The 19818-nt window shown below is 28.2% G+C and carries 22 protein-coding genes; 14 read left to right on the plus strand and 8 right to left on the minus strand.

What is annotated here, in order from left to right:
* The first annotated feature begins 30 nt into the window (after positions 1-30).
* From IC213_RS07090 to IC213_RS07110, 5 genes are read left to right on the plus strand one after another with little or no spacing between them, the layout of a single operon-like run.
* The gene (locus IC213_RS07090; protein ID WP_255619062.1) at positions 31-2115 is read left to right on the plus strand and encodes a TIM-barrel domain-containing protein; all 2085 of its coding nucleotides are present in this window, start codon (positions 31-33) and stop codon (positions 2113-2115) included.
* Positions 2115-2894, plus strand: a complete 780-nt coding sequence (locus tag IC213_RS07095; RefSeq protein ID WP_227481965.1) for a PTS mannose/fructose/sorbose/N-acetylgalactosamine transporter subunit IIC — start codon at positions 2115-2117, stop codon at positions 2892-2894. The genes IC213_RS07090 and IC213_RS07095 overlap by 1 nt, the downstream gene beginning before the upstream one ends.
* Complete coding sequence (locus IC213_RS07100; protein ID WP_227835629.1) at positions 2881-3696, plus strand: PTS system mannose/fructose/sorbose family transporter subunit IID; 816 nt, start codon at positions 2881-2883, stop codon at positions 3694-3696. The genes IC213_RS07095 and IC213_RS07100 overlap by 14 nt, the downstream gene beginning before the upstream one ends.
* A gap of 20 nt (positions 3697-3716) precedes the next feature.
* Complete coding sequence (locus tag IC213_RS07105) at positions 3717-4199, plus strand: PTS sugar transporter subunit IIB (protein WP_227481967.1); 483 nt, start codon at positions 3717-3719, stop codon at positions 4197-4199.
* A gap of 20 nt (positions 4200-4219) precedes the next feature.
* Positions 4220-4624, plus strand: a complete 405-nt coding sequence (locus IC213_RS07110) for a PTS sugar transporter subunit IIA (RefSeq protein ID WP_227862916.1) — start codon at positions 4220-4222, stop codon at positions 4622-4624.
* Positions 4625-5099: 475 nt separating this feature from the next.
* Here the strand turns inward: IC213_RS07110 and IC213_RS07115 are convergent, their stop codons facing one another.
* Entirely contained in the window at positions 5100-6281 is a 1182-nt protein-coding gene (locus tag IC213_RS07115) for an ROK family transcriptional regulator (RefSeq protein ID WP_227481969.1), read from the minus strand.
* 206 nt (positions 6282-6487) lie between these two features.
* Between IC213_RS07115 and xylB the strand changes: the two genes are divergently transcribed.
* Both xylB and xylA read left to right on the plus strand, forming a co-directional pair.
* Complete coding sequence (xylB, locus tag IC213_RS07120; protein ID WP_413927174.1) at positions 6488-8035, plus strand: xylulokinase; 1548 nt, start codon at positions 6488-6490, stop codon at positions 8033-8035.
* A gap of 69 nt (positions 8036-8104) precedes the next feature.
* Positions 8105-9442, plus strand: coding sequence for a xylose isomerase (gene xylA / locus IC213_RS07125; RefSeq protein WP_227862917.1), 1338 nt, complete (start codon positions 8105-8107; stop codon positions 9440-9442).
* 176 nt (positions 9443-9618) lie between these two features.
* Here the strand turns inward: xylA and IC213_RS07130 are convergent, their stop codons facing one another.
* The 3 genes from IC213_RS07130 to IC213_RS07140 all read right to left on the minus strand — a co-directional run bounded on the left by IC213_RS07130 (position 9619) and on the right by IC213_RS07140 (position 12488).
* The gene (locus IC213_RS07130) at positions 9619-11349 is read right to left on the minus strand and encodes an alkyl sulfatase dimerization domain-containing protein (protein WP_227862918.1); all 1731 of its coding nucleotides are present in this window, start codon (positions 11347-11349) and stop codon (positions 9619-9621) included.
* Between the two features lie 86 nt (positions 11350-11435).
* Positions 11436-11603 carry a DUF1254 domain-containing protein gene (locus tag IC213_RS07135; RefSeq protein ID WP_227862919.1) on the minus strand — a complete coding sequence of 56 codons (168 nt, stop codon included), beginning with the start codon at positions 11601-11603 and terminating at the stop codon, positions 11436-11438.
* A gap of 111 nt (positions 11604-11714) precedes the next feature.
* Complete coding sequence (locus IC213_RS07140; RefSeq protein WP_227860596.1) at positions 11715-12488, minus strand: sulfite exporter TauE/SafE family protein; 774 nt, start codon at positions 12486-12488, stop codon at positions 11715-11717.
* A 605-nt stretch (positions 12489-13093) separates the two neighbouring features.
* On the opposite strand from IC213_RS07140, the gene IC213_RS07145 reads away from it, so the two are divergent.
* From IC213_RS07145 to IC213_RS07160, 4 genes are all read left to right on the plus strand, one after another.
* Positions 13094-14293 carry a S41 family peptidase gene (locus tag IC213_RS07145; RefSeq protein ID WP_227830940.1) on the plus strand — a complete coding sequence of 400 codons (1200 nt, stop codon included), beginning with the start codon at positions 13094-13096 and terminating at the stop codon, positions 14291-14293.
* Between the two features lie 339 nt (positions 14294-14632).
* Positions 14633-15094 carry a helix-turn-helix domain-containing protein gene (locus tag IC213_RS07150; RefSeq protein ID WP_227433880.1) on the plus strand — a complete coding sequence of 154 codons (462 nt, stop codon included), beginning with the start codon at positions 14633-14635 and terminating at the stop codon, positions 15092-15094.
* A gap of 20 nt (positions 15095-15114) precedes the next feature.
* Positions 15115-15471 carry a DUF4180 domain-containing protein gene (locus IC213_RS07155; RefSeq protein ID WP_227830939.1) on the plus strand — a complete coding sequence of 119 codons (357 nt, stop codon included), beginning with the start codon at positions 15115-15117 and terminating at the stop codon, positions 15469-15471.
* 140 nt (positions 15472-15611) lie between these two features.
* Positions 15612-15803 (plus strand): ATP-binding cassette domain-containing protein, encoded by a 192-nt coding sequence (locus IC213_RS07160; RefSeq protein ID WP_227830938.1) that lies wholly within the window; start codon positions 15612-15614, stop codon positions 15801-15803.
* Between the two features lie 215 nt (positions 15804-16018).
* Here IC213_RS07160 and IC213_RS21285 read toward each other — a convergent pair whose 3' ends face one another.
* The 3 genes from IC213_RS21285 to IC213_RS20960 form a co-directional block, all read right to left on the minus strand.
* Complete coding sequence (locus tag IC213_RS21285) at positions 16019-16084, minus strand: hypothetical protein (protein WP_413926939.1); 66 nt, start codon at positions 16082-16084, stop codon at positions 16019-16021.
* Between the two features lie 358 nt (positions 16085-16442).
* On the minus strand, positions 16443-16949 hold the full coding sequence (locus IC213_RS07170) for an EFR1 family ferrodoxin (protein WP_255612967.1): 507 nt from the start codon (positions 16947-16949) through the stop codon (positions 16443-16445).
* Between the two features lie 16 nt (positions 16950-16965).
* Positions 16966-17193 carry an EFR1 family ferrodoxin gene (locus tag IC213_RS20960; protein WP_255612966.1) on the minus strand — a complete coding sequence of 76 codons (228 nt, stop codon included), beginning with the start codon at positions 17191-17193 and terminating at the stop codon, positions 16966-16968.
* A 140-nt stretch (positions 17194-17333) separates the two neighbouring features.
* Between IC213_RS20960 and IC213_RS07175 the strand changes: the two genes are divergently transcribed.
* Entirely contained in the window at positions 17334-17477 is a 144-nt protein-coding gene (locus IC213_RS07175) for a helix-turn-helix transcriptional regulator (protein ID WP_413927296.1), read from the plus strand.
* Here IC213_RS07175 and IC213_RS07180 read toward each other — a convergent pair.
* On the minus strand, positions 17438-17623 hold the full coding sequence (locus IC213_RS07180) for a hypothetical protein (protein ID WP_227830937.1): 186 nt from the start codon (positions 17621-17623) through the stop codon (positions 17438-17440). The two genes, IC213_RS07175 and IC213_RS07180, sit on opposite strands and share 40 nt — an antisense overlap.
* A gap of 175 nt (positions 17624-17798) precedes the next feature.
* On the opposite strand from IC213_RS07180, the gene IC213_RS07185 reads away from it, so the two are divergent.
* Both IC213_RS07185 and IC213_RS07190 read left to right on the plus strand, forming a co-directional pair.
* Complete coding sequence (locus IC213_RS07185) at positions 17799-18455, plus strand: pentapeptide repeat-containing protein (RefSeq protein WP_227830936.1); 657 nt, start codon at positions 17799-17801, stop codon at positions 18453-18455.
* Between the two features lie 818 nt (positions 18456-19273).
* Entirely contained in the window at positions 19274-19777 is a 504-nt protein-coding gene (locus IC213_RS07190; protein ID WP_227830935.1) for a hypothetical protein, read from the plus strand.
* The last annotated feature ends 41 nt before the right edge of the window (positions 19778-19818 follow it).

Raw genomic sequence — 19818 nt, forward strand, 5'->3', positions numbered from 1 at the left:
AATGGAAGATTAAATTATCGATTTAGGAGGATGGCTGTGGTAAGAATATTTGAAGATTATATTGAAAAAAGATTTGACAATGAACTACTGCGAATAGAAGCATGGGGAAAAAATTCTTTACGTATTAGGTCATTTGTCGACCAAAATTTTATTGATGAAAATTATGCTCTTAATGAAAAACCTAAGTTGAATAAAGAAGATATTAAAATCGATAAGAGTGAAGATGGTAGTGTAAGTATTAAAAATGGAAAATTAAAGGCTATCTTAGACCATAGAGATAGAATTACATTTTATAACGATAAAAATGAAATATTGTTAAAGGAATTTATTAGATTAAGAGCTGTAAAACACGATGATGGTGGAGAAGATGTAGGAACCATTGAAATTACCAAAGACTTTAACTCCACACTTAAATTAAAATCAAGAGAATATAGACCAAGTTGTAATGGAGAATTTGAAGTAACTACTAGATTTGAGTCTAAACCTTGTGAAAAGGTTTTTGGGATGGGACAATACCAACATGAATTTCTAGATTTAAAGAATACCATTTTGGAGTTAGCTCAAAGAAATTCTCAAATATCAGTTCCTTATTATATTTCTAGCTTAGGTTATGGATTTTTATGGAATAATCCAGGGATTGGAAGAGTATCTTTTGCCAAGAACATAACAGAGTGGAAGATGTTTTCTACAAACTTTATAGATTATTGGATTACTTGTGGAGAAAGCCCAAAAGAGTTAAGTAAAAATTACTCTCAAGTTACAGGAACTGTACCTATGATGCCTGAAAACCTATTAGGGCTATGGCAAAGTAAATTAAGATATAGAACTTCAGAGGAAGTTTTGGATGTTGTGAAAGAATACTCAAAAAGAGGCATTAAACTTTCGTCAATTGCAATCGACTATTTTCATTGGCCTAAGCAAGGTGAATATAAATTTGACCTAGATTATTGGAAAAATCCTAAGGAATTAGTTAGGAAACTAAAAGAAGAGTATTCAGTAGAACCAATAGTATCTGTATGGCCTACAGTTCAAAGTGATGCAGAAAACTACAATGATTATTTAGAAAATGGATATTTAGTCAATGTTAATCGTGGTGTCAGAATGACAATGCAAATTCAAGGAAATACAGTATTTGTAGACATGACAAATAGAGATGCAAGGGACTATGTTTGGGATAGAATAGATAAAAATTATAAGCAACTGGGAATTGATTATTATTGGTTAGATGTAGCTGAACCTGGATATTCTGTTTATGATTTTGATAATTATAGATACAAAAAAGGAAATGTTTTAAGCTGTGGTAACATTTATCCTATTGATTATTTAAAAATGATTTATCATGGTTTACATGATGATACAGAGTCAGTTGTAACTCTTGTAAGAGGAGCTTGGGCAGGAGCTCAAAAGTATGGAGCTTTAGTATGGTCTGGTGATATTGATTCTAGTTTTGAGGCTTTTAATAATCAAGTAAATACAGGGTTAAATATGGGACTAGCAGGTATACCATGGTGGACGACAGATATTGGAGGTTTCCATGGAGGAAATCCTAACGACCCAGAATTTAGAGAACTTATGGTGAGATGGTTCCAATATGCTACTTTTTCACCAATTTTGAGAATGCATGGAGATAGGCTACCTCACAGTAAGCCATTATCAAATAAAGGTGGAGGTTCAATGGTTACTGGAGCTCCTAATGAGATATGGTCTTATGGTGAAGAGGTTGAAAGAATTCTTACAAGGTTTATAAAAATTAGAGAAAGTTTAAAAAGTTATTTAAAAAAATTAATGAAAGAAGCTCATGAAGAGGGAACACCAGTTATGAGAACTCTATTTTATGAATTTCCTGAAGATGATAAAACTTGGGAGATTGATAATACATATATGTTTGGAGATGAAATTTTGGTTGCTCCAATAATGAATTATAAAGATAGAAGTAGAAAAGTATATTTGCCAAAAGGATATACATGGGAGAATATCTTTAGTGGGGTTAGTTATGAAGGTGGAAAAACTTATGAAATTGAATGCCCACTTGAAGAAATTCCTATTTTCTTAAAGCAAAATTCTAAGCATAATTTTGAAGAACTAAAAAATATTTTGAGAGAGGTGAAATCATAATGGAGCCACAATTATGGCAATTATTATTAATCGTACTGTATGGATTTTTTATAAACTATGAAAAAAATTCAACAATGTTTGGTACATATCAACCAGTAACAGCAGGTTTTATTACTGGTCTTATCCTAGGTGATATAAACACAGGTTTATATATTGGAGGTACACTACAACTATTATCATTAGGTATTAGTAACTTTGGTGGAGCATCAATACCTGATTATCAAACAGCAAGTATAGTAGCTACATTTATAACTATTACAACTAAGCAAGAAGCATCTGTAGGAATTTCTATAGGTATCCCAGTTGCTTTATTGATGGTACAGTTAGATGTTCTTAGAAATACTATTGGTATATGGCTAGTTCATAAAGCAGAAGATGGAGCTAGAAAAGGAAATTATAAAAATATAACATATATGCAAATGTTAGGAGTATTATTAACAGCAGCTACAACAGGTATTCCAGTAGCTCTATCTGTAATATTTGGACCTTCTTTAATTAACACAATTTTAAAATATACACCTGAATGGTTAACAGGTGGTTTAACAGTAGCTGGAGGATTACTTCCAGCGGTAGGAATAGGATTATTACTTAGATACCTTCCTGCTAAGGAGTATTTTAGTTATTTAGTAATTGGTTTTGTTTTAGCAGTATATATGAAAGTACCATTGTTAGGTGTAGCTTTAATTGGAGGAGCGATTGCACTTATAATTTACAAAAAGAATGTAGAAAATCAAGCACAACATTATACTGTGGCAGGAGGTATGGATGAAGATGAGTGATAATGTATCAGTAAATAAATCAAATGAAAAAGTTAAAAAAAGTGTTCTATGGCGTTGGTTTTTCACTAGTTCTGTCTCTTCAAATTATGAGAAGATGCAAGCTTTAGCATATTGTTATGCAGTACTACCATTTCTAAAAGTAGTATACAAAGATAATCCAGAAAAACTTAAAAATGCTGTATTAAATCATTTACAATTTTTTAATACTAACCCATGGGTTGCACCTTATATTTTGGGTATTAATGTAGCTATGGAGGAATTATCAAGTGAAGACACTGAAGAGGCTGTTACCTCAATTAAAACAGGTTTGATGGGACCAGTAGCAGGTTTAGGAGATAGTTTATTTGTTGTTATTCCATGGACAATTTTTGGAGCAATAGCAGCTAATATGGCGATAGATGGAAGTCCATTTGGAATCCTGCTATGGATTGCAGTGAGTGTAGCGTTAAAATTATTAAGTATACCACTATTTAATGCTGGGTATACATCAGGTACTAAGCTAATATCTTCAATTGAAAAAAGTTTGAAGATTTTAACTGAAAGTACATCTATTTTAGGTTTAATGGTGGTAGGTGCATTGATACCATCTGTAGTAAAAGCTAATGTTGCTTTGAACTTTCAACAAGGCGACTTTACAATGAAAGGTCAAGAAATATTAGACCAAATTATGCCTGGATTAGTTCCTGCAATTTTAGTTTTAGTTGTGTATTGGGCTCTTAAAAAGAACATAAAGCCTATATACTTAATTTTAGGTGTAATGGTTGTTTCAATAATTTTATATGCATTAGGTATTTTAAAATAAGGAAAGGGTGATATTTAGATATGGAAATGAAAGGCATTAAAAATATTCGTATAGATGACCGTTTAATCCATGGTCAAGTTGCAACTATGTGGAGTAATAAATTAGGTGTTACAAGATTAATGGTAGTAAATGATGCAGTAGCTAATAATTCTGTTCAAAAACAAGTTCTAAGAATGGCTACACCTGCGGGAATAGCATCATCTATAATTACAGAAGAAACTGCTATAAAAAATATTACTGCTGGGAAGTATGAAGGACAAAATGTATTATTAATTGTCAAGTCTCCTGTTGACCTTATTCCATTTGTGGAGGCAGGATTAAAAATACATAATATAAATGTAGGAAATATGTCAAGTAGAAAAGATACAACAGTATTAAAACCTAATATTAGTGTTACAGAAGAAGAGAAGGAAGCATTTAGAAAACTCCTAGATGAAGGAATTGAAATTACAACTATAATGACACCTGATGACAAAAAAACTTATCTTGTAGATATTTTATAAAATTAGAGAGGTGTATTAAAGTGAATAGTATTATTTTAATGAGTCATGGAAATATGGCTGAAGAAGTTTTGAATTCTGCAAAAATGATAATAGGGGATACTATAGATTATCCTACTGTAAATATGAAACAGGATGATGGAATTGAAGGAACAATAAAAAAACTAAAAAAAGCTTTAGAAGTATATAAAGAAAGTTCAGAAATAACTATAATGGTGGATTTAATTGGTGGAACGCCATGTAATGCTGCTTTATTAGAGGCCAGTATTGATAGTAGAATTAAAATCATTTCAGGGTTAAATTTAGGTATGGTTATTGAATCAGCTTTTTCAGATGCAAAAGAATTAGCAGTAAAGTTAGAGAAGATAGGTAAAGACAATATTTCTATAGTTGAACCTACAATGAGTTTATTATCTGATGATGAATAGAAACTTTATATTAATATCTAATTAATGTACAACTTCTGAGAAAGAGAATATAAATAATCTTGTGTAAACTCCAGAATAAATTTAATTTTAGAATTTATACTTTAAAGGGGTTATGGCTGTGTAGTCATAACCCTTATTTAAGATTATTACCATCTTTATAAAAATAGCATCTATATAAAGCTATTCTTAATTTTTTTGACTTTAATAATGACTGTAACTAATATTTCATTAAGATGAATATTTAATCGATTTAATACTTTAGGTCAGGTTCTAAAACTTTGAATTCACTTATATATAATACTGGAAGTTATTAAATAAAGTGATTTATGAAGTGATTCATCTGTTGTAAATGTCGATTTAGATGTAGTTACCTTTTTCAGTGTTCCATTACAATTATAGTATAAGTAATGGGCTTGAATTCGTTTAGGTATTAAAAAATGTAACTAGCTTTTTAAGCTAGTTTTTAGATTACTCATTATAGTGTAGTTATTTTATCATTTATTTCGTTCATCAAAGTTAAATTTTGTATATTTAAAAAGCTCTTGATATTTACAGCAGAACCACCATATAGAGATGCCTCAGACCCTAATGATGAAATTTCTATATTTATACCTTTGTTAAAAGAACTAACTAACATATCTTTTGTAATCTGTAATATCTCAGGTATATCTCTAATTATTTGGCTATTTAAATAGATTATCTCAGGAGCATAGGTTGCAATAGCATTATTTATAGCTATTGATAAGTAACTGCAAAAATCCTTAATAACTTTTTTAGCATTTTGATTATTTGCATAGTATAGCTGTTTTACCATATTAGAATCCATCTTAGGGATATTTTCTAAAGAAGAAAGTTGCTCAAATACTTTTTTCTCTGAACAATATTGTTCTAAACATCCAAGGTTTCCACAAGGACAGGGTTTACCATTAGGCATGATAATAGTATGGCCAATTTCGCCGCTCATACCATTTCTACCATTATATAATTTATTGTTTATTATAATGCCTGAACCAAATCCACTGTGAATACTAAGACTAAGTAATGAACTATGTATCGTTGAGAAAGTACTCTCAGCTAAAGCTGTTAAATTTGCCTCATTTTCTATATGAATAGGGAAGTCGTATTTTTCACTAAGGATACTATATAAATCAATCTCATTAAGATTATAATATGGAGTAAACAGTATTTTATTTTCACAAGTAATTCCATGTATAGCCAGAGTGAATCCTATTACATTATAAGGAGTATCTATTTTGGATATATTATAACTATTTATGACTTCATCTATTAGTTGTATGACATTATCTTTATTTATCTGTATATCTGTCAAATTCTTTGACTTTATAATAGTTCCATCTAAATAAGATAGAGAAGAGAATATATAGTCATATCCAATATCCATACTTAAAGAAATCCCTGCACATTTATTAAATACTAAAAGTATGGGTTTTCTTCCACCACTATGAGTGCTATTTCCAATTCCTATTTCATGGACTAGAGATTCATCAATAAGTTTTTTGGTAATAGCAGATATAGTTGCTTTGTTTAATCCTATGGTAGAGGCGATACTCGCTCTAGAAATAGGACCATTTTTTATAATTTGTTCAAGTACCAATCTTTCATTCATTTCTCGAATAGTGTATTTATCAGTAACCAATTTGATATTCCTCCTTAAAATAATATTGTAATACTTTTTAGTTAAAAATAAAAGGTTATTTTGCATTGACAAAGATAATTAAATATTTTATTATTAGTTCATAAGTTAGTTTAATATACTAACAAAAATAAAGCAAGTAAAATATATCTAAACATAAAAAAATTGGAATAGGAAAACGATAATTATAAGTACTATCTCAAGGAGGGATTAAATTGGAGTATGTATTAGGTGTAGATATTGGTACATCAGGTACGAAAACTGTCTTATTTGATAAACTAGGAAATACTATAGAAAGCTGTACATATGAATATCCTCTTATACAAGAGAAATCAGGCTGGGCAGAACAGGATGCTAATGACTGGTGGAAAGCTGTAGTAGAATCTATAAGACATGTAATTCAAAGTTCAAATATAAGTAGTGAATATATAAAAGGAATTGGATTATCAGGACAGATGCATGGTCTAGTTATGCTAGATAAAGAAGGTAATACATTAAGAAACTCCATAATATGGTGTGACCAACGTACAATAAAAGAATGTGAAGAGATAACTGACTTAGTGGGAAAAGAAAGATTAATTGAAATAACTGCTAATCCAGCACTTACAGGCTTTACAGCATCAAAAATATTATGGGTTAGAAATAACGAACCTGATATTTACAAAAATACTAATAAAATACTTCTTCCAAAAGACTATATAAGATACAAGTTGACAGGAAAGTATGCTACAGAAGTATCAGATGCAAGTGGTATGCAGTTACTTGATATAAGTAAAAGAAATTGGAGTGATGAAGTACTTGAAAAGTTAAATATCGATAAAAACCTTTTAGGTAAAGTTTATGAATCTCAAGAAATAACAGGGTATGTGACTAAAGAGGTAGCAGACTTAACAGGGCTTAAAGAAGGAACAATAGTTGTAGGTGGAGCTGGAGACCAAGCAGCAGGAGCTATAGGAAATGGAATAGTTGAAGAAGGGGTAGTTTCATCTACTATTGGCACATCAGGGGTGGTATTTGCATATACAAAAGAACCTAAAGTTGATAAAGAAGGTAGAGTTCATACTTTCTGTCACGCAGTACCAAATACATGGCATGTTATGGGCGTTACTCAAGGGGCAGGATTATCATTAAAATGGTTTAAGGATAATTTCTGTCAAAGAGAAATAGAAATTTCAAAATCTTTAGAGAAAGATGTATATGAAATTATAAATGGGCAAGTAAGTCAGGTATCATCAGGATGTAATGGATTACTTTACTTACCATATATGATGGGAGAGAGGACTCCTCATCTTGACCCTTATGCTAGAGGAGTGTTCTTTGGATTATCTCCAATGCACTCTAAAAAAGAAATGGCAAGAGCAATTATGGAGGGTGTTTCATACAGTTTAAAAGATTGTATGGATATAATACAAAGCCTTAATATAGACGTTAATGAAGTAAGAGCCTCTGGAGGAGGAGGTAAAAGTAAAGTCTGGAGACAGATGCAGGCAGATATGTTTAATCAAGATGTATATACTATAAACTCAAGTGAAGGTCCAGCATTGGGAGTTGCAATTCTTGCACTAGTAGGGTCAGGAATATATGAAAATATACAACAAGCTTGCAATGTCATAATAAAAACTTCAACTAAGTTAGAACCAATAAATGAAAATGTGGACATGTACAAGAGATATCACAAATTGTATAAAAAATTATACAAGTCTTTAAAAGATGATTTTAAGATGTTAGATGAAGCAGTTAATTTTAAAGATAAATAATTAAAACAGGTTTAAACTAATAAAAAATATTACATACATCATATGTGTAAAACATTGGGAGGATATAAAATGAGTGAAATATTTAAAGGAATAGGACAAGTAAAATTTGAAGGAATAAATTCTGAAAATGAGTTAGCATTTAGATACTACAATCCTGAACAAGTAGTAGGAGATAAGACTATGAAAGAGCACTTAAGGTTTGCAATGAGTTACTGGCATACTTTATGTGGAGAAAGTAATGACCCATTTGGAGTAGGTACAGTAGATAGACCTTGGAATAACATGACAAATCCAATGGAAATAGCAAAGTTTAAAGTTGATGCAGGATTTGAATTTATGACTAAGATGGGAATTGAGTATTTCTGTTTCCATGATAGAGATATAGCTCCAGAAGGAAAAGATTTAGCTGAAACAAATAAAATATTAGATGAAATAGTTGAGTACATAAAACTTAAAATGAAAGAGACAGGTATAAAATTGTTATGGGGAACTGCTAATATGTTTGGTAATCCAAGATTTGTTCATGGGGCATCTACAACTTGTAATGCTGATGTTTACGCTTATGCAGCGGCTCAAGTGAAAAAGGCTATGGAAGTTACTAAGCATTTAGGTGGAGAAAACTTTGTATTCTGGGGTGGAAGAGAAGGTTATGAAACTTTACTTAATACTAATACAGAACTTGAAATGGATAACTTTGCAAGATTTCTAAAAATGGCTGTAGATTATGCTAAAGAAATTGGATTTACTGGACAATTCTTAATAGAACCTAAGCCAAAGGAGCCTACTAAACATCAATATGACTTTGATACTGCTACAGTTTTAGGATTCTTAAGAAAGTACAATTTAGATAAATACTTCAAAATGAATATAGAAGCAAACCATGCAACACTTGCAGGTCATACTTTCCAACATGAGTTAAATATAGCTAGAATAAACAATGTTTTAGGAAGTGTTGATGCAAATCAAGGAGATTTATTATTAGGATGGGATACAGACCAATTCCCAACAAATATATATGATGCAACACTTGCAATGTATGAAGTGTTAAAGCAAGGTGGAATAGTACCAGGTGGATTTAACTTTGACTCTAAAGTAAGAAGAGCATCTTTTGAAGTAGAAGATTTATTTTTAGCTTATATTGCAGGAATGGATACATTTGCAAAAGGATTATTAATAGCTCATAAATTATTAGAGGATGAAGTATTTGAAAACTTTACTAAAGGTAGATATGTAAGCTTTAGTGAAGGTATAGGTAAAGACATAGTAGAAGGTAAGGTTGGATTTAAGGAATTAGAAACTTATGCACTACAAATGTCAACTATAAAGAATAAGTCTGGGAGACAAGAAATGTTAGAAAACATACTTAATAGGTATATATATGAAGTTGATACAATTTGCAACAAGTAGTTGTATAGTTATGAATCTTAACTGATTAAATAAAAACTAGGGAGTATTCTCTAGCTTTTATTTTAAAGTGGAAGACTAAAGATGCAAAGTAAGAGGCCAAAGATACTAAAAAATTAATTTAAATTACAACAAAGCGCCTATATTTGAATAATAAATCCAAAATAGGCACTTTAAAATTATTGTAACCAGAATGGCATATCTACAAATGGAGTAAATTCATCAAATAAGTCCAAATAATCTTGGGCTTTTTGTGGTTCATTACATTTTGCTAGACCATTTTCAATAGCTTCAATAATATTAACTTCTTTTGTTATTAGCTTTGCCCATATTTCTTTGGAAGCATCAATTGAAACATCAGCTTCTATATCACTATCTTGACCATGTATTTCAATAATTCCTCTACGTAACTCTAAATTAAACACTTCATTAGTATCAGTTACACATGCTAGTAGTGTCATATGAACAGCAGAACTTTTAGGACCATTTAGCTTAACTTTGAAAGATTCAAACATAGCTTTGGATGTTAGACCTATAAATGAATTTGAAAAAGGAGGGAATCCTGCATTGGCTCCACCTTGTTTTACTATCTGTTCAAAAGTTCCATCTAATGCCATTGCACTAGTTAGATACCAATTACGCCAAGTGGCATTCTCTGTTTGATATCCAAGCATACGAACAGCAGATGCCTTAAGACTTCTAGCTTCCATATCGTTACTATTTATACGGATAGGATAGTTTAATATTTCTGCAGCCCATTCATAATCTTTGTCATCGATAGCCTTTTTAGCTTCAGTTAATATTACTTCACGACCACCCATAATTTTTATATATTTTTTAGCTGCATCTTTAGGATAAATAGGATTTAATTTACTTGCTTCACCATTAAACCAGCCTATATATTGGTCATAAACACCTTTAATGCCTTGTTTAAAAGTTCCATAAAATTCACCTAAACGTTCTCTTTGAAATAGATGCGGGGGAAGTTGTCCTAATTCATTTATTGCATAATCAGGAGTATATCCCATATTTATAAGTCTAACTGTTTGGTCATGAGTATACTGTATAGCATCTCTATAGTCTGTTAGAAGAGAAGTACATTCATCTTTACCATGTAGTGGTCTCATATGAGTTCCAACTAAATAATGTGGTTGATAATTACGAATTTTATCAATTCCTGCATACCATTTCTTAGCATCGCGAACAGTACCTCTAACAGTATATATGTTAGGAAATATTTCGCCTTGAACAGCATCTCCAACAAACATTATCTTTTCTTTAGGTAAAAATACACATACAGCATCTTCAGTTTCAGCCTCACAGTGGAATAACTCTAAATCAACACCTGATATAGTAATTTTCAATCCATTTTCAACAGATACAAATGTGTTTGGTGTAATAAATTTATTAGAACCTTTAGATAAAACAGGTCCACAACCTAAGTTAACATAGCCATGTTCTCCTTTGGGAAGTATAGAACCATACATCCAAACAGCTCTTCCCATTCTAATATCTAGTAGTTCCCCACTAGCTTGAGAGAAATGTTTTATAAATGTTTCATCGACAATAACTAAAACTTCTTTATTTTGGCTTTGTTCTTGACTTACACAGACACTCATACCGCCCCAATGGTCACCATGATTATGAGAAACTATGACTGCTTTGACTGGTTTATCAGTGATTTTACGAAAGCCCTTCATTATTTCTTCCATCATTTCTATAGTTTCAGCTGGGTCTATGATTATAATGCCATCAGTTCCTTCAATCATAACTGGATAAGATAATCCAAATCCAACAGCACTATATACATTTTCACCTGTTTTATAAATTTTTTGTTCCATTGTTTTAGAATGTTCTGTCAATCTAGGATTAACAAACTTCGATTTTTCAGTATAAGCGAAATTACTCATAGACATAACTCCTTTTAAATATTAAAAATTTTATTAGTTTACTCTAGTAACAACAGGAGGTAACCATTTACCACAAATAGCATCTATCAAGTGTTAGGTACTTCTATTATTACAGGTTCTTTACGTAAGTCAAGCCAAGCTGTTGAGTATGTAGTATCATTGTTTGGTGCTGGTATAAACGATGTTTGTGGTGATGCTACAGTGGCAGTATGAGCAAATTCATTAAAATTTGTTAATTTAGTTTGGGGATTCATAATCTGTGTATATAGCAATTCATACATACTTACTTACTATTGGATATCCATATATATAAGTATTTTTAACTATTTTAAGTAAATCATTCTTATTCATTGAGAATTCCTCCTTTAAAATAACCTTACTATGTTCCATGAACATGTTATTATTACAAACAACATAACAGCATTATAAGCAATGATTAATTTTGCCTTACTTATTTTTTTATTAATAGCAGTACCTAACAACCCACCTAAAACTGCAGCAAGTATTATGCATAATAACATTGATATATTAAGACCTAAAGGTATAGAGCTTGAAATTAACAGAGTTATTATTTTTGAAGCTTGAGAGAATAGTATCAGTATTATTGAGTTAACAGATGCGTTCTTTAAATCCATCGAGAAAAACAACGTCAGGGCTGTTATGTTTATAGGACCACCACCTATTCCTAAAAAAGATGAAATCATTCCTAAAGTATATCCAAGTAAAATTATAAATATACGATTCTTTATATGGAATTGTTTTTTATTAGGTAGATTTATGTATATTAATATAGATATTAATAAAGTAAAAAGAAGTCCATTCTGAATTATTTTTACAAGTTTATCTTTGTTAATAAATTCAACTATAAATTCAAATATTTCAGTACCAATTAAACCTCCTAAAATTGCTCCACTTCCAAGCAATATAGTTGTTGGTTTTTCAAATTTAGTTTTATATCTAATATGTTTAATAACAGCTGAACAAGACATAGTAAATACAGCACAAGTTGATAAAAAACTTATAACTGAAGCATCTAGTGTAGTTACTGCATCTAGCACTGGTTTTATAATAATTCCTCCACCAAGTCCAGAAATTGCTCCTACAATAGATGCAATAAATCCTACAATGAAAAATATCATATGTGTTTCTCCTATCCTAAAGTTTTATGCTAATTTTATTAATAGTAAGTATGCCCTAAAACAGTAAAATAATTTATTTTTAATAAGGGTTAAATTTGAAATAATTCATATATTTTTACAAATACTATTATCTATAATGAAATATAAAACTATGTAATATTAATAGTAGAAAATAAAAAAGGATTATATAAAAAATAGGATATAAAAACTTAATATTATCATTAGTAATAAATTAAACTTAAAAATAGTAATGGTTGTATAAAAAATAATTGACTTGTTAAAAGAAAATATAGAAAATTCTATATCAAATAAGATTACAGTATGTATGGTTGCAGTTAAAAATTAATTATAATATTTATGATAGTTTTGTAAAATAATATATGCACTTAGATATAAAAGAAAATTATTTAAATAGTAATTTTACTTTAGAGTAGCCACATTCAAGTATATTTATATATTTAGAGGTTTTTTATAGAATCATAAGAAGACGAATTTTAAGTATATTTGTGGAAATATAAATTATAATAAGATATAAGTATTAGTGTAGAATAGTTATAATAATATAGGCTATTAAAATATAAACTTGGAGAGTTGATGAAAATTGTATGAAAAAGAAAATATTGTTTTTAGGAATTATTTGTATATCTATAATTTTACTAAGTAATAATACTTATTCCCAAAAGAAGCAACTATCTGAGGAAGAAAAGATAGATGACTTTAAATATGTATATAATGTTATAAAAACAGGGTATCCTTACTTGGATGTAAATAAGAGACTTAATCATATTGACTGGTTAGAAAATAAGGACAAATATATAAAAAGAATTAAAAATACTGAAAGTGATGAAGAGTTTATAGAAGAAGTATCCTCTATATTATCAGAATTAAACAATAAACATACTGAGTTAATAGATAATAAAAACAGATATGAACTTTTTAAAAAATCATACTCTAATAATAATTGGTATGACTTTCTTAATGACAAAAAAGTTGTAGATAGATATAATTCTATAAATACTAAAATAAAAATACCAAATGATATTTTTGTAAAAAAAGAACTGATTTTAGAAGATATAATTAAAGGTAAGGTTGGATACATGTATTTACCATCAATGTCACCACAAAATGGGTCAATGGATAAGGATTTAAAAATGATAGGAGATTATGTTAATACTTTAGAAAAATATCAAACTCTAATTATTGATATAAGAGGAAATTCAGGCGGAAGTGATAGGTATTGGAAAGGAATTGTATCTAAACTTATAAAAAATGATATAAAAATAGAGGGTTATAGACTCTATAGAAATAATAATAAAATAGTTAAAAAATACACCAATGCAAGAAATATAAAGTTAGAGCCTATAGAAAACCTACCAGTAGGTGTAAAGAAAAATGCACCAAAGGAAACTTTAAAAAATTTTAGTGATTTTGAAAAAACTTCTTATACCATAAATACTAATAATGATTTGGAATTTAAAGGTAATATATACTTACTTGTAGATGAAAAAGTATATTCATCATCAGAGTCGTTTTCTATGTTTTGTAAAGAGACTAAGTTTGCAACTTTAGTAGGAGAAACTACTGGAGGTGATGGTGGAGGAATAGACCCTGTGTTGTTTGAGTTAAAAAATAGTGGTTTAATAGTTAGAATGTCAAGTTGTATGTATTTAAACAAAGACGGAATATGCGATGAAGAATTTAAAACTATTCCTGAGTTTAAAGTAAAAGACTGTAAAAGAACAACAAATTTTAAAGATGATAACAGTATAAAAAAGGTATTAAAGCTTGAAAATATCAATTATTAAATAACAATTAAATGTTGCTGGATATTATTTTAGAGATTTATCTTTAGCATTAAAAATTATAGAAAAATTGTAAAAAAGTAACTCAAAATGATTTTAAATGATTTTGAGTTACTTTTTTATGTAAGTTTTGAAGTTTTTTATAAGATTTATTTGTCCTTTTAGAATTTGATTGGAACCTCTATACAAAGATTATAATAATTTCAATAGAGCATTAAAAAGCAATAAAATATAATAAATAGCAATAAAATACAAAATAAATTTGACTTTTTGATATTCTTAAACTAATATATTATTATTATTATTATTATTATTATTATCAAATGAAAGGTAAGTGTAGTTATGGAGGAAAAGTTTTATACAATAGACCAAGTTGCGAATATTTTAGAAATGCATCATAAAACAATAAGAAAGTTTATAAAAGATGGGAAATTAAAAGCTAATAAACTCGGTAAGCAGTGGAGAGTATCACAAGAGGATTTAAATAGTTTTATGGATGTAAAGAGTGAAAATGAAGATAAGGGTATAGAATTTAGGTTAAATGCATCTGAAAACTTAGCGAGCATCCCAAAAGTTAATGTATCTACAGTAGTTGAGATAAATAATATATCTAATAATGAATATTCACGTTTATCAAATTTGCTTTTGGCACTTACAAATAATCCAACTTCAATATCAAGTGGTTCTACCATTAATTTGAAGTATGCTGAAAATGAAAATAGGCTTAGGGTTATGTTATGGGGAGATATAAAGTTTATTGAGGAAATGTTAAGCTCTATATCTTTATTAATAGAAAATATTTAAAGTAGAAATGAGGAATTAAAATGAATTACGATATAAGAGAACAAAAGGATAAAAAATATATTTTTGTAGATAGCAAATTTAGTAATGAAGAAGAAATCATGGATATTATATCACTGTGTATGGAACATGGTACAGATTATTTGATGTTTAGTAAGAATTCACTTACAGATGATTTTTTTAATTTAAAGACAGGTTTGGCAGGTATTACAATACAAAAATTTATAAATTATAGGATACAAGTTGCTGCAATTGTTGATGATAAAAATAGGATAAATAAAAGATTTTCAGAACTAGTGTTAGAGTTAAATAAATCAAATAATTTTAGGCTATTTGATAATTTTGAGGATGCTAAAAATTATATTTTAAATCTAAAATGACGGAGACTAATAAAATATATAATATAAGTAAGGCATTTAGAAGTATTGAATATAAAAATAAAATACATATATATGATGATTATTTAATAAGTAAATGATATTTTCAGAATTAAGAAATGAACAAATGGAGGTTATTAATTATGAAAGAAATATTAAAAATAAAGAATATATCAAAAGATTATGGTATAAAAGGATTTAAGACAAATGTACTAAAAAGTATATCTCTTACAGTTAATGAAGGTGATTTTATAGCAATAATGGGTTCATCAGGTGCAGGTAAAACAACATTACTTAATCTAAAGTCTACACTTGACAAACCTCAGGAGAAATAATAATTGATGGAATTAACATATCTAAAGTAAAAAATAATGAACTATCAAAATTAAGAAAAGAGAAAATAGGATTTATATTTCAAGACTATAACTTATTAGATAATATGACACTCATGAATAATATAGCACTTCCTCTGGCATTAGGGAAAAAGAAAAGTAAAGAAATTGAAGGTAAGGTATTTTCGATAGCCAAAAAATTTGGATTAGAAAATCATTTAGATAAAGTTAATATCTCTTTTACATGCTTTTTCTATTTCCCTAGAAGAATAGATACAGTTCATATTTGCATATATTATAATCTTCAAAAGGTTGTCTTGGGGTTACTCTATTTTCTCTAATTCGAGAATAAGTCTTATATAATTTTTCTAAATTCATCTCCTCAATAATTTGACTTAATAACCTTACAGAATCATCTTTTGGGATTATGTAATCAATATTTAGTGGTAATTTAAATTGATAATTATCACCATAAGTAGTAGTATAATCAATTTATATATTATTTTGTTTTAACATACAATTATTATACATAAATCCCAAGCTCTTTTGAACTTGGGATTTATTTTTTTATGCAAAAAAGGGCGTAGCACTCTTTTTTAGCGCAACAGCCCATTTTATGATGGTTTAAATGTCAAAAGTATATTATTCCAAATAGTATCTTTCCTTATTTTGAGTACTATTTTTATACTCAATGGCTTCAGCAGGGCAACCACAAATGCATGCCATACAATGAGTACAGTTATTCCCCCAATCTGGCTTTTGATTTTTTAAATTAATATTATTTAAAGGACATAATTCTACACATTTTCCACAACCAATACATTTATCTGTATAGTAAAATCCTTTGGCATTAATAATTATCTTATAAAAAACTGTATTTATTATACCACTTTTAATTGTACCACCTAAGCCACTAGGGGTAATAGTTTCAAATTCATTTTCATTACGTATATAAGAGATAATTTTATATATTTGTTTATCTGCTTCTTTAATCATTTGTTTTGATGTTTCTTTGTCTGTTACAGAAAATAAAGCTATATAATTTTCTGGCATTTTAATTTCTGCCATGCCTTTTAGTTGCCACTCTTTGTATTTACAGAGACTTTGAATATAATTTACAGCTTTTGCTGTATCTGCTCCACAAGTCATTACAAAGTAAACTCTATTATTTCCTAAAAATTTTGTTTTTTTTTATGAAATCTGTAACTACTAGAGGCAATCTCCATGCATAAGTGGGGCATACGAATATGAATGGTTTATTTGTTGATACCAAGTCATCTGTTTTTTCTTCTTTTATAAGTTGATTTAGTGATATCATTTCATCACTTAATTCTTGTGCAATTTTACGAGCTACATATCTGCTATTGCCAGTACCACTAAAATATAAAATCATAATTAATTATATCTCCCTAACTATTTTTTTGTTTTAATACTGAATATTTTTGCTTTAATAAAGTAATTTATTAGTTAAAAAAATTATAACACATTAATATTTTTTATATTCATTGGTAAAGAATTTGATTACTGTAAAATTTGAAAAGACTAAGAAAAATTCACCAGTACACACAAGAGGATTTAGCTAAAAAGTTTAATATATATAGACAATCAGTAGCAAAATGGGAAAGTGGAGAATCTGCTCATGATATAGATTCTGAAGAAATACTTTTTCCTAATTGAGCCTCTAAATGTTTTTGATTTCCTTTAGTAAATTCTAAATCATCTATGTTTTTGTCTTCTAAAATTTCTTGTATTTTATATAAAATCATAGCATTATTCCATGCATAGTTACTAGAAGTATCTTTATTGTTAAATTCATAATTCATTTTACAAATCTCCTAAGTTTAATTTAATTATATTATATAAAAAATACAGCATTTTATTATTATCAGTAATATATAATAAGGTTGTTATGGCTGAGGCTATGTGTTAATATTAGGAATAATTATTATCAAGTGTATATACTTATAAGTATATGAACTTTTAAATTATGGAGGAAGAATGAATAATACGCAAAAGATAGAGACAGGATTAAAATACAATAAAGCAAAAAAAATGGACAAAAACTTTATGTATCAAGACTTAAAAAGAAGTAACTGTTATAACACTGATTTTTCAAATTCAAACTTTAATTTTACAAGTTTAAGAGGAGCTCACTTTAAGTCTTGTAACTTTTATGGGTGTACGTTCAAATCAGCAGAAATAATAGGGGCAAACCTAAAAAGAAGTAAATTTAAAAATGCAAAATTTGAAAATACTATATTTGAAGGAGTTAATTTAGAAGAAGTAGATTTTTCTGGTACTAAATTTAAAAACGTAATATTTTTAAATACAGACATAACTAAAGCTAAAAACTTTGATATAAACTCACCTCAAATAAAAGTATTTAAAGTAATGCCTGTTATAGAGATGAGTGAAAAATTAGAAAATGCAATAAAATTTGCAATGGGAAATAAGTATGTTAAAAAATCAAGAACTTTAGATACTAAAGATGGTGGCATTAATTATATAAGTATAATGATACTTTTAGAAAACTTTAAAGAAAAGCAATTAATAGATGGATTGACGTTAATTGGAGAAAGAATAGATAAGGAATTTTGTACACTAAGTTATATAATGAAAAATTTAGAAGTTTATAAGTCTGAAGGTATATTATAATTTATGTCAAAATATAATCGTGGATATTATTGATTTCTATCATCTCCACCATTAAAATCTGAGAAAAAGGTATTGGATAAATAATCAATACCTTTTTATGATATACTAAGTGAATATTTTTTAGAAAACAATCAAAGTAAATTTTAAAATTATGCCAATGTGGAATAAACTTATATATATGAAACGTATAAACGTATAAGTGAAGTAATAGGTGATATACATTGTAAATGGCATGTATATTTGGATTAAAAATTGGCAACAAGGACTTTGTCATTGAAAAACTCCTGAGATGTTAAATATAATAACTAATATGTCTTCATATGTGTAGATGTATCAGCTTTAGAAAAGTTATTTCTAACATTAAAAATAGAATCGTACATCTCATATTTATTTTTTCTTTGAAGTAAGTTGTAAGGTTTTCTGTAAATTTAGTATGCTAGTTGTTGGTGAAAAAATACCACTCATCGGACTTATATTGAACCAAAATTTTAGGAATGTTACCCTCTACAAAGAAGGTAGCATTTTTTTATACAAGGTTCTATCCAAAAAAGATAAACTCTTTTTTGTTAGATAAATAAAAAAATACCGCATGAAATAATTATTATATAATACCCAACATTTAGTATATATACTAAGGTAATAACTTGAAAAAATATTAAGCAAGGGAGTTAATGTGAAGAATATATAGATGATACAATACTTTTTGGTTATTTAGTATTAATAGTTTTAATATCATATAATATATTAATAGGTAGAGAATACCACATTATAAATTTTTTATTGTATTGAAGAATATACTAAAAGGGAGAAAAAAGAATATGGATTATAGTATAGGTGAAATGACATACAATATATCTTGCTTTGGAGAATTACATCCACTAAAATATTTTAAACAATTTACTACGTATCAAAATATACAATTATCTAATAAAAAGTCTAAAGATTATAGAATAGAATATACAACTCCATCTATAGAAATATACTCATTAAAATTATGTGATACAAAAATAGTGGATACAGTAAAAGGAACTTCATTAGAAGGGCAACATTTAAGTGGGAAAAATCTTATTATATTGGGTAATATTAATATGAGTTTAATATTAAAATATGAAAACAACAAAAAAAAATGTAAGCGTAATAAACATAAAAAAAATAAAGTATTAAATATTATGCTGCCATTTAGTACTTTCATAGTTATACCAAATTATGATAGTAATGATGAAAGAATTAATCTTAGATACTTTGTAGAAGACGTCAGTGTAAAGCTCAATCAGAGTAAAGTATTTGTAAGTGTAACTATGTTAATGCAATATTTAGAGTAATAATAATCTAATATCTAACAGACATAAATAGAAAAGAGTGA

This window comes from Clostridioides sp. ES-S-0049-02 (genome assembly GCF_020658465.1).
In the GTDB taxonomy this organism is placed as follows: domain Bacteria; phylum Bacillota; class Clostridia; order Peptostreptococcales; family Peptostreptococcaceae; genus Clostridioides.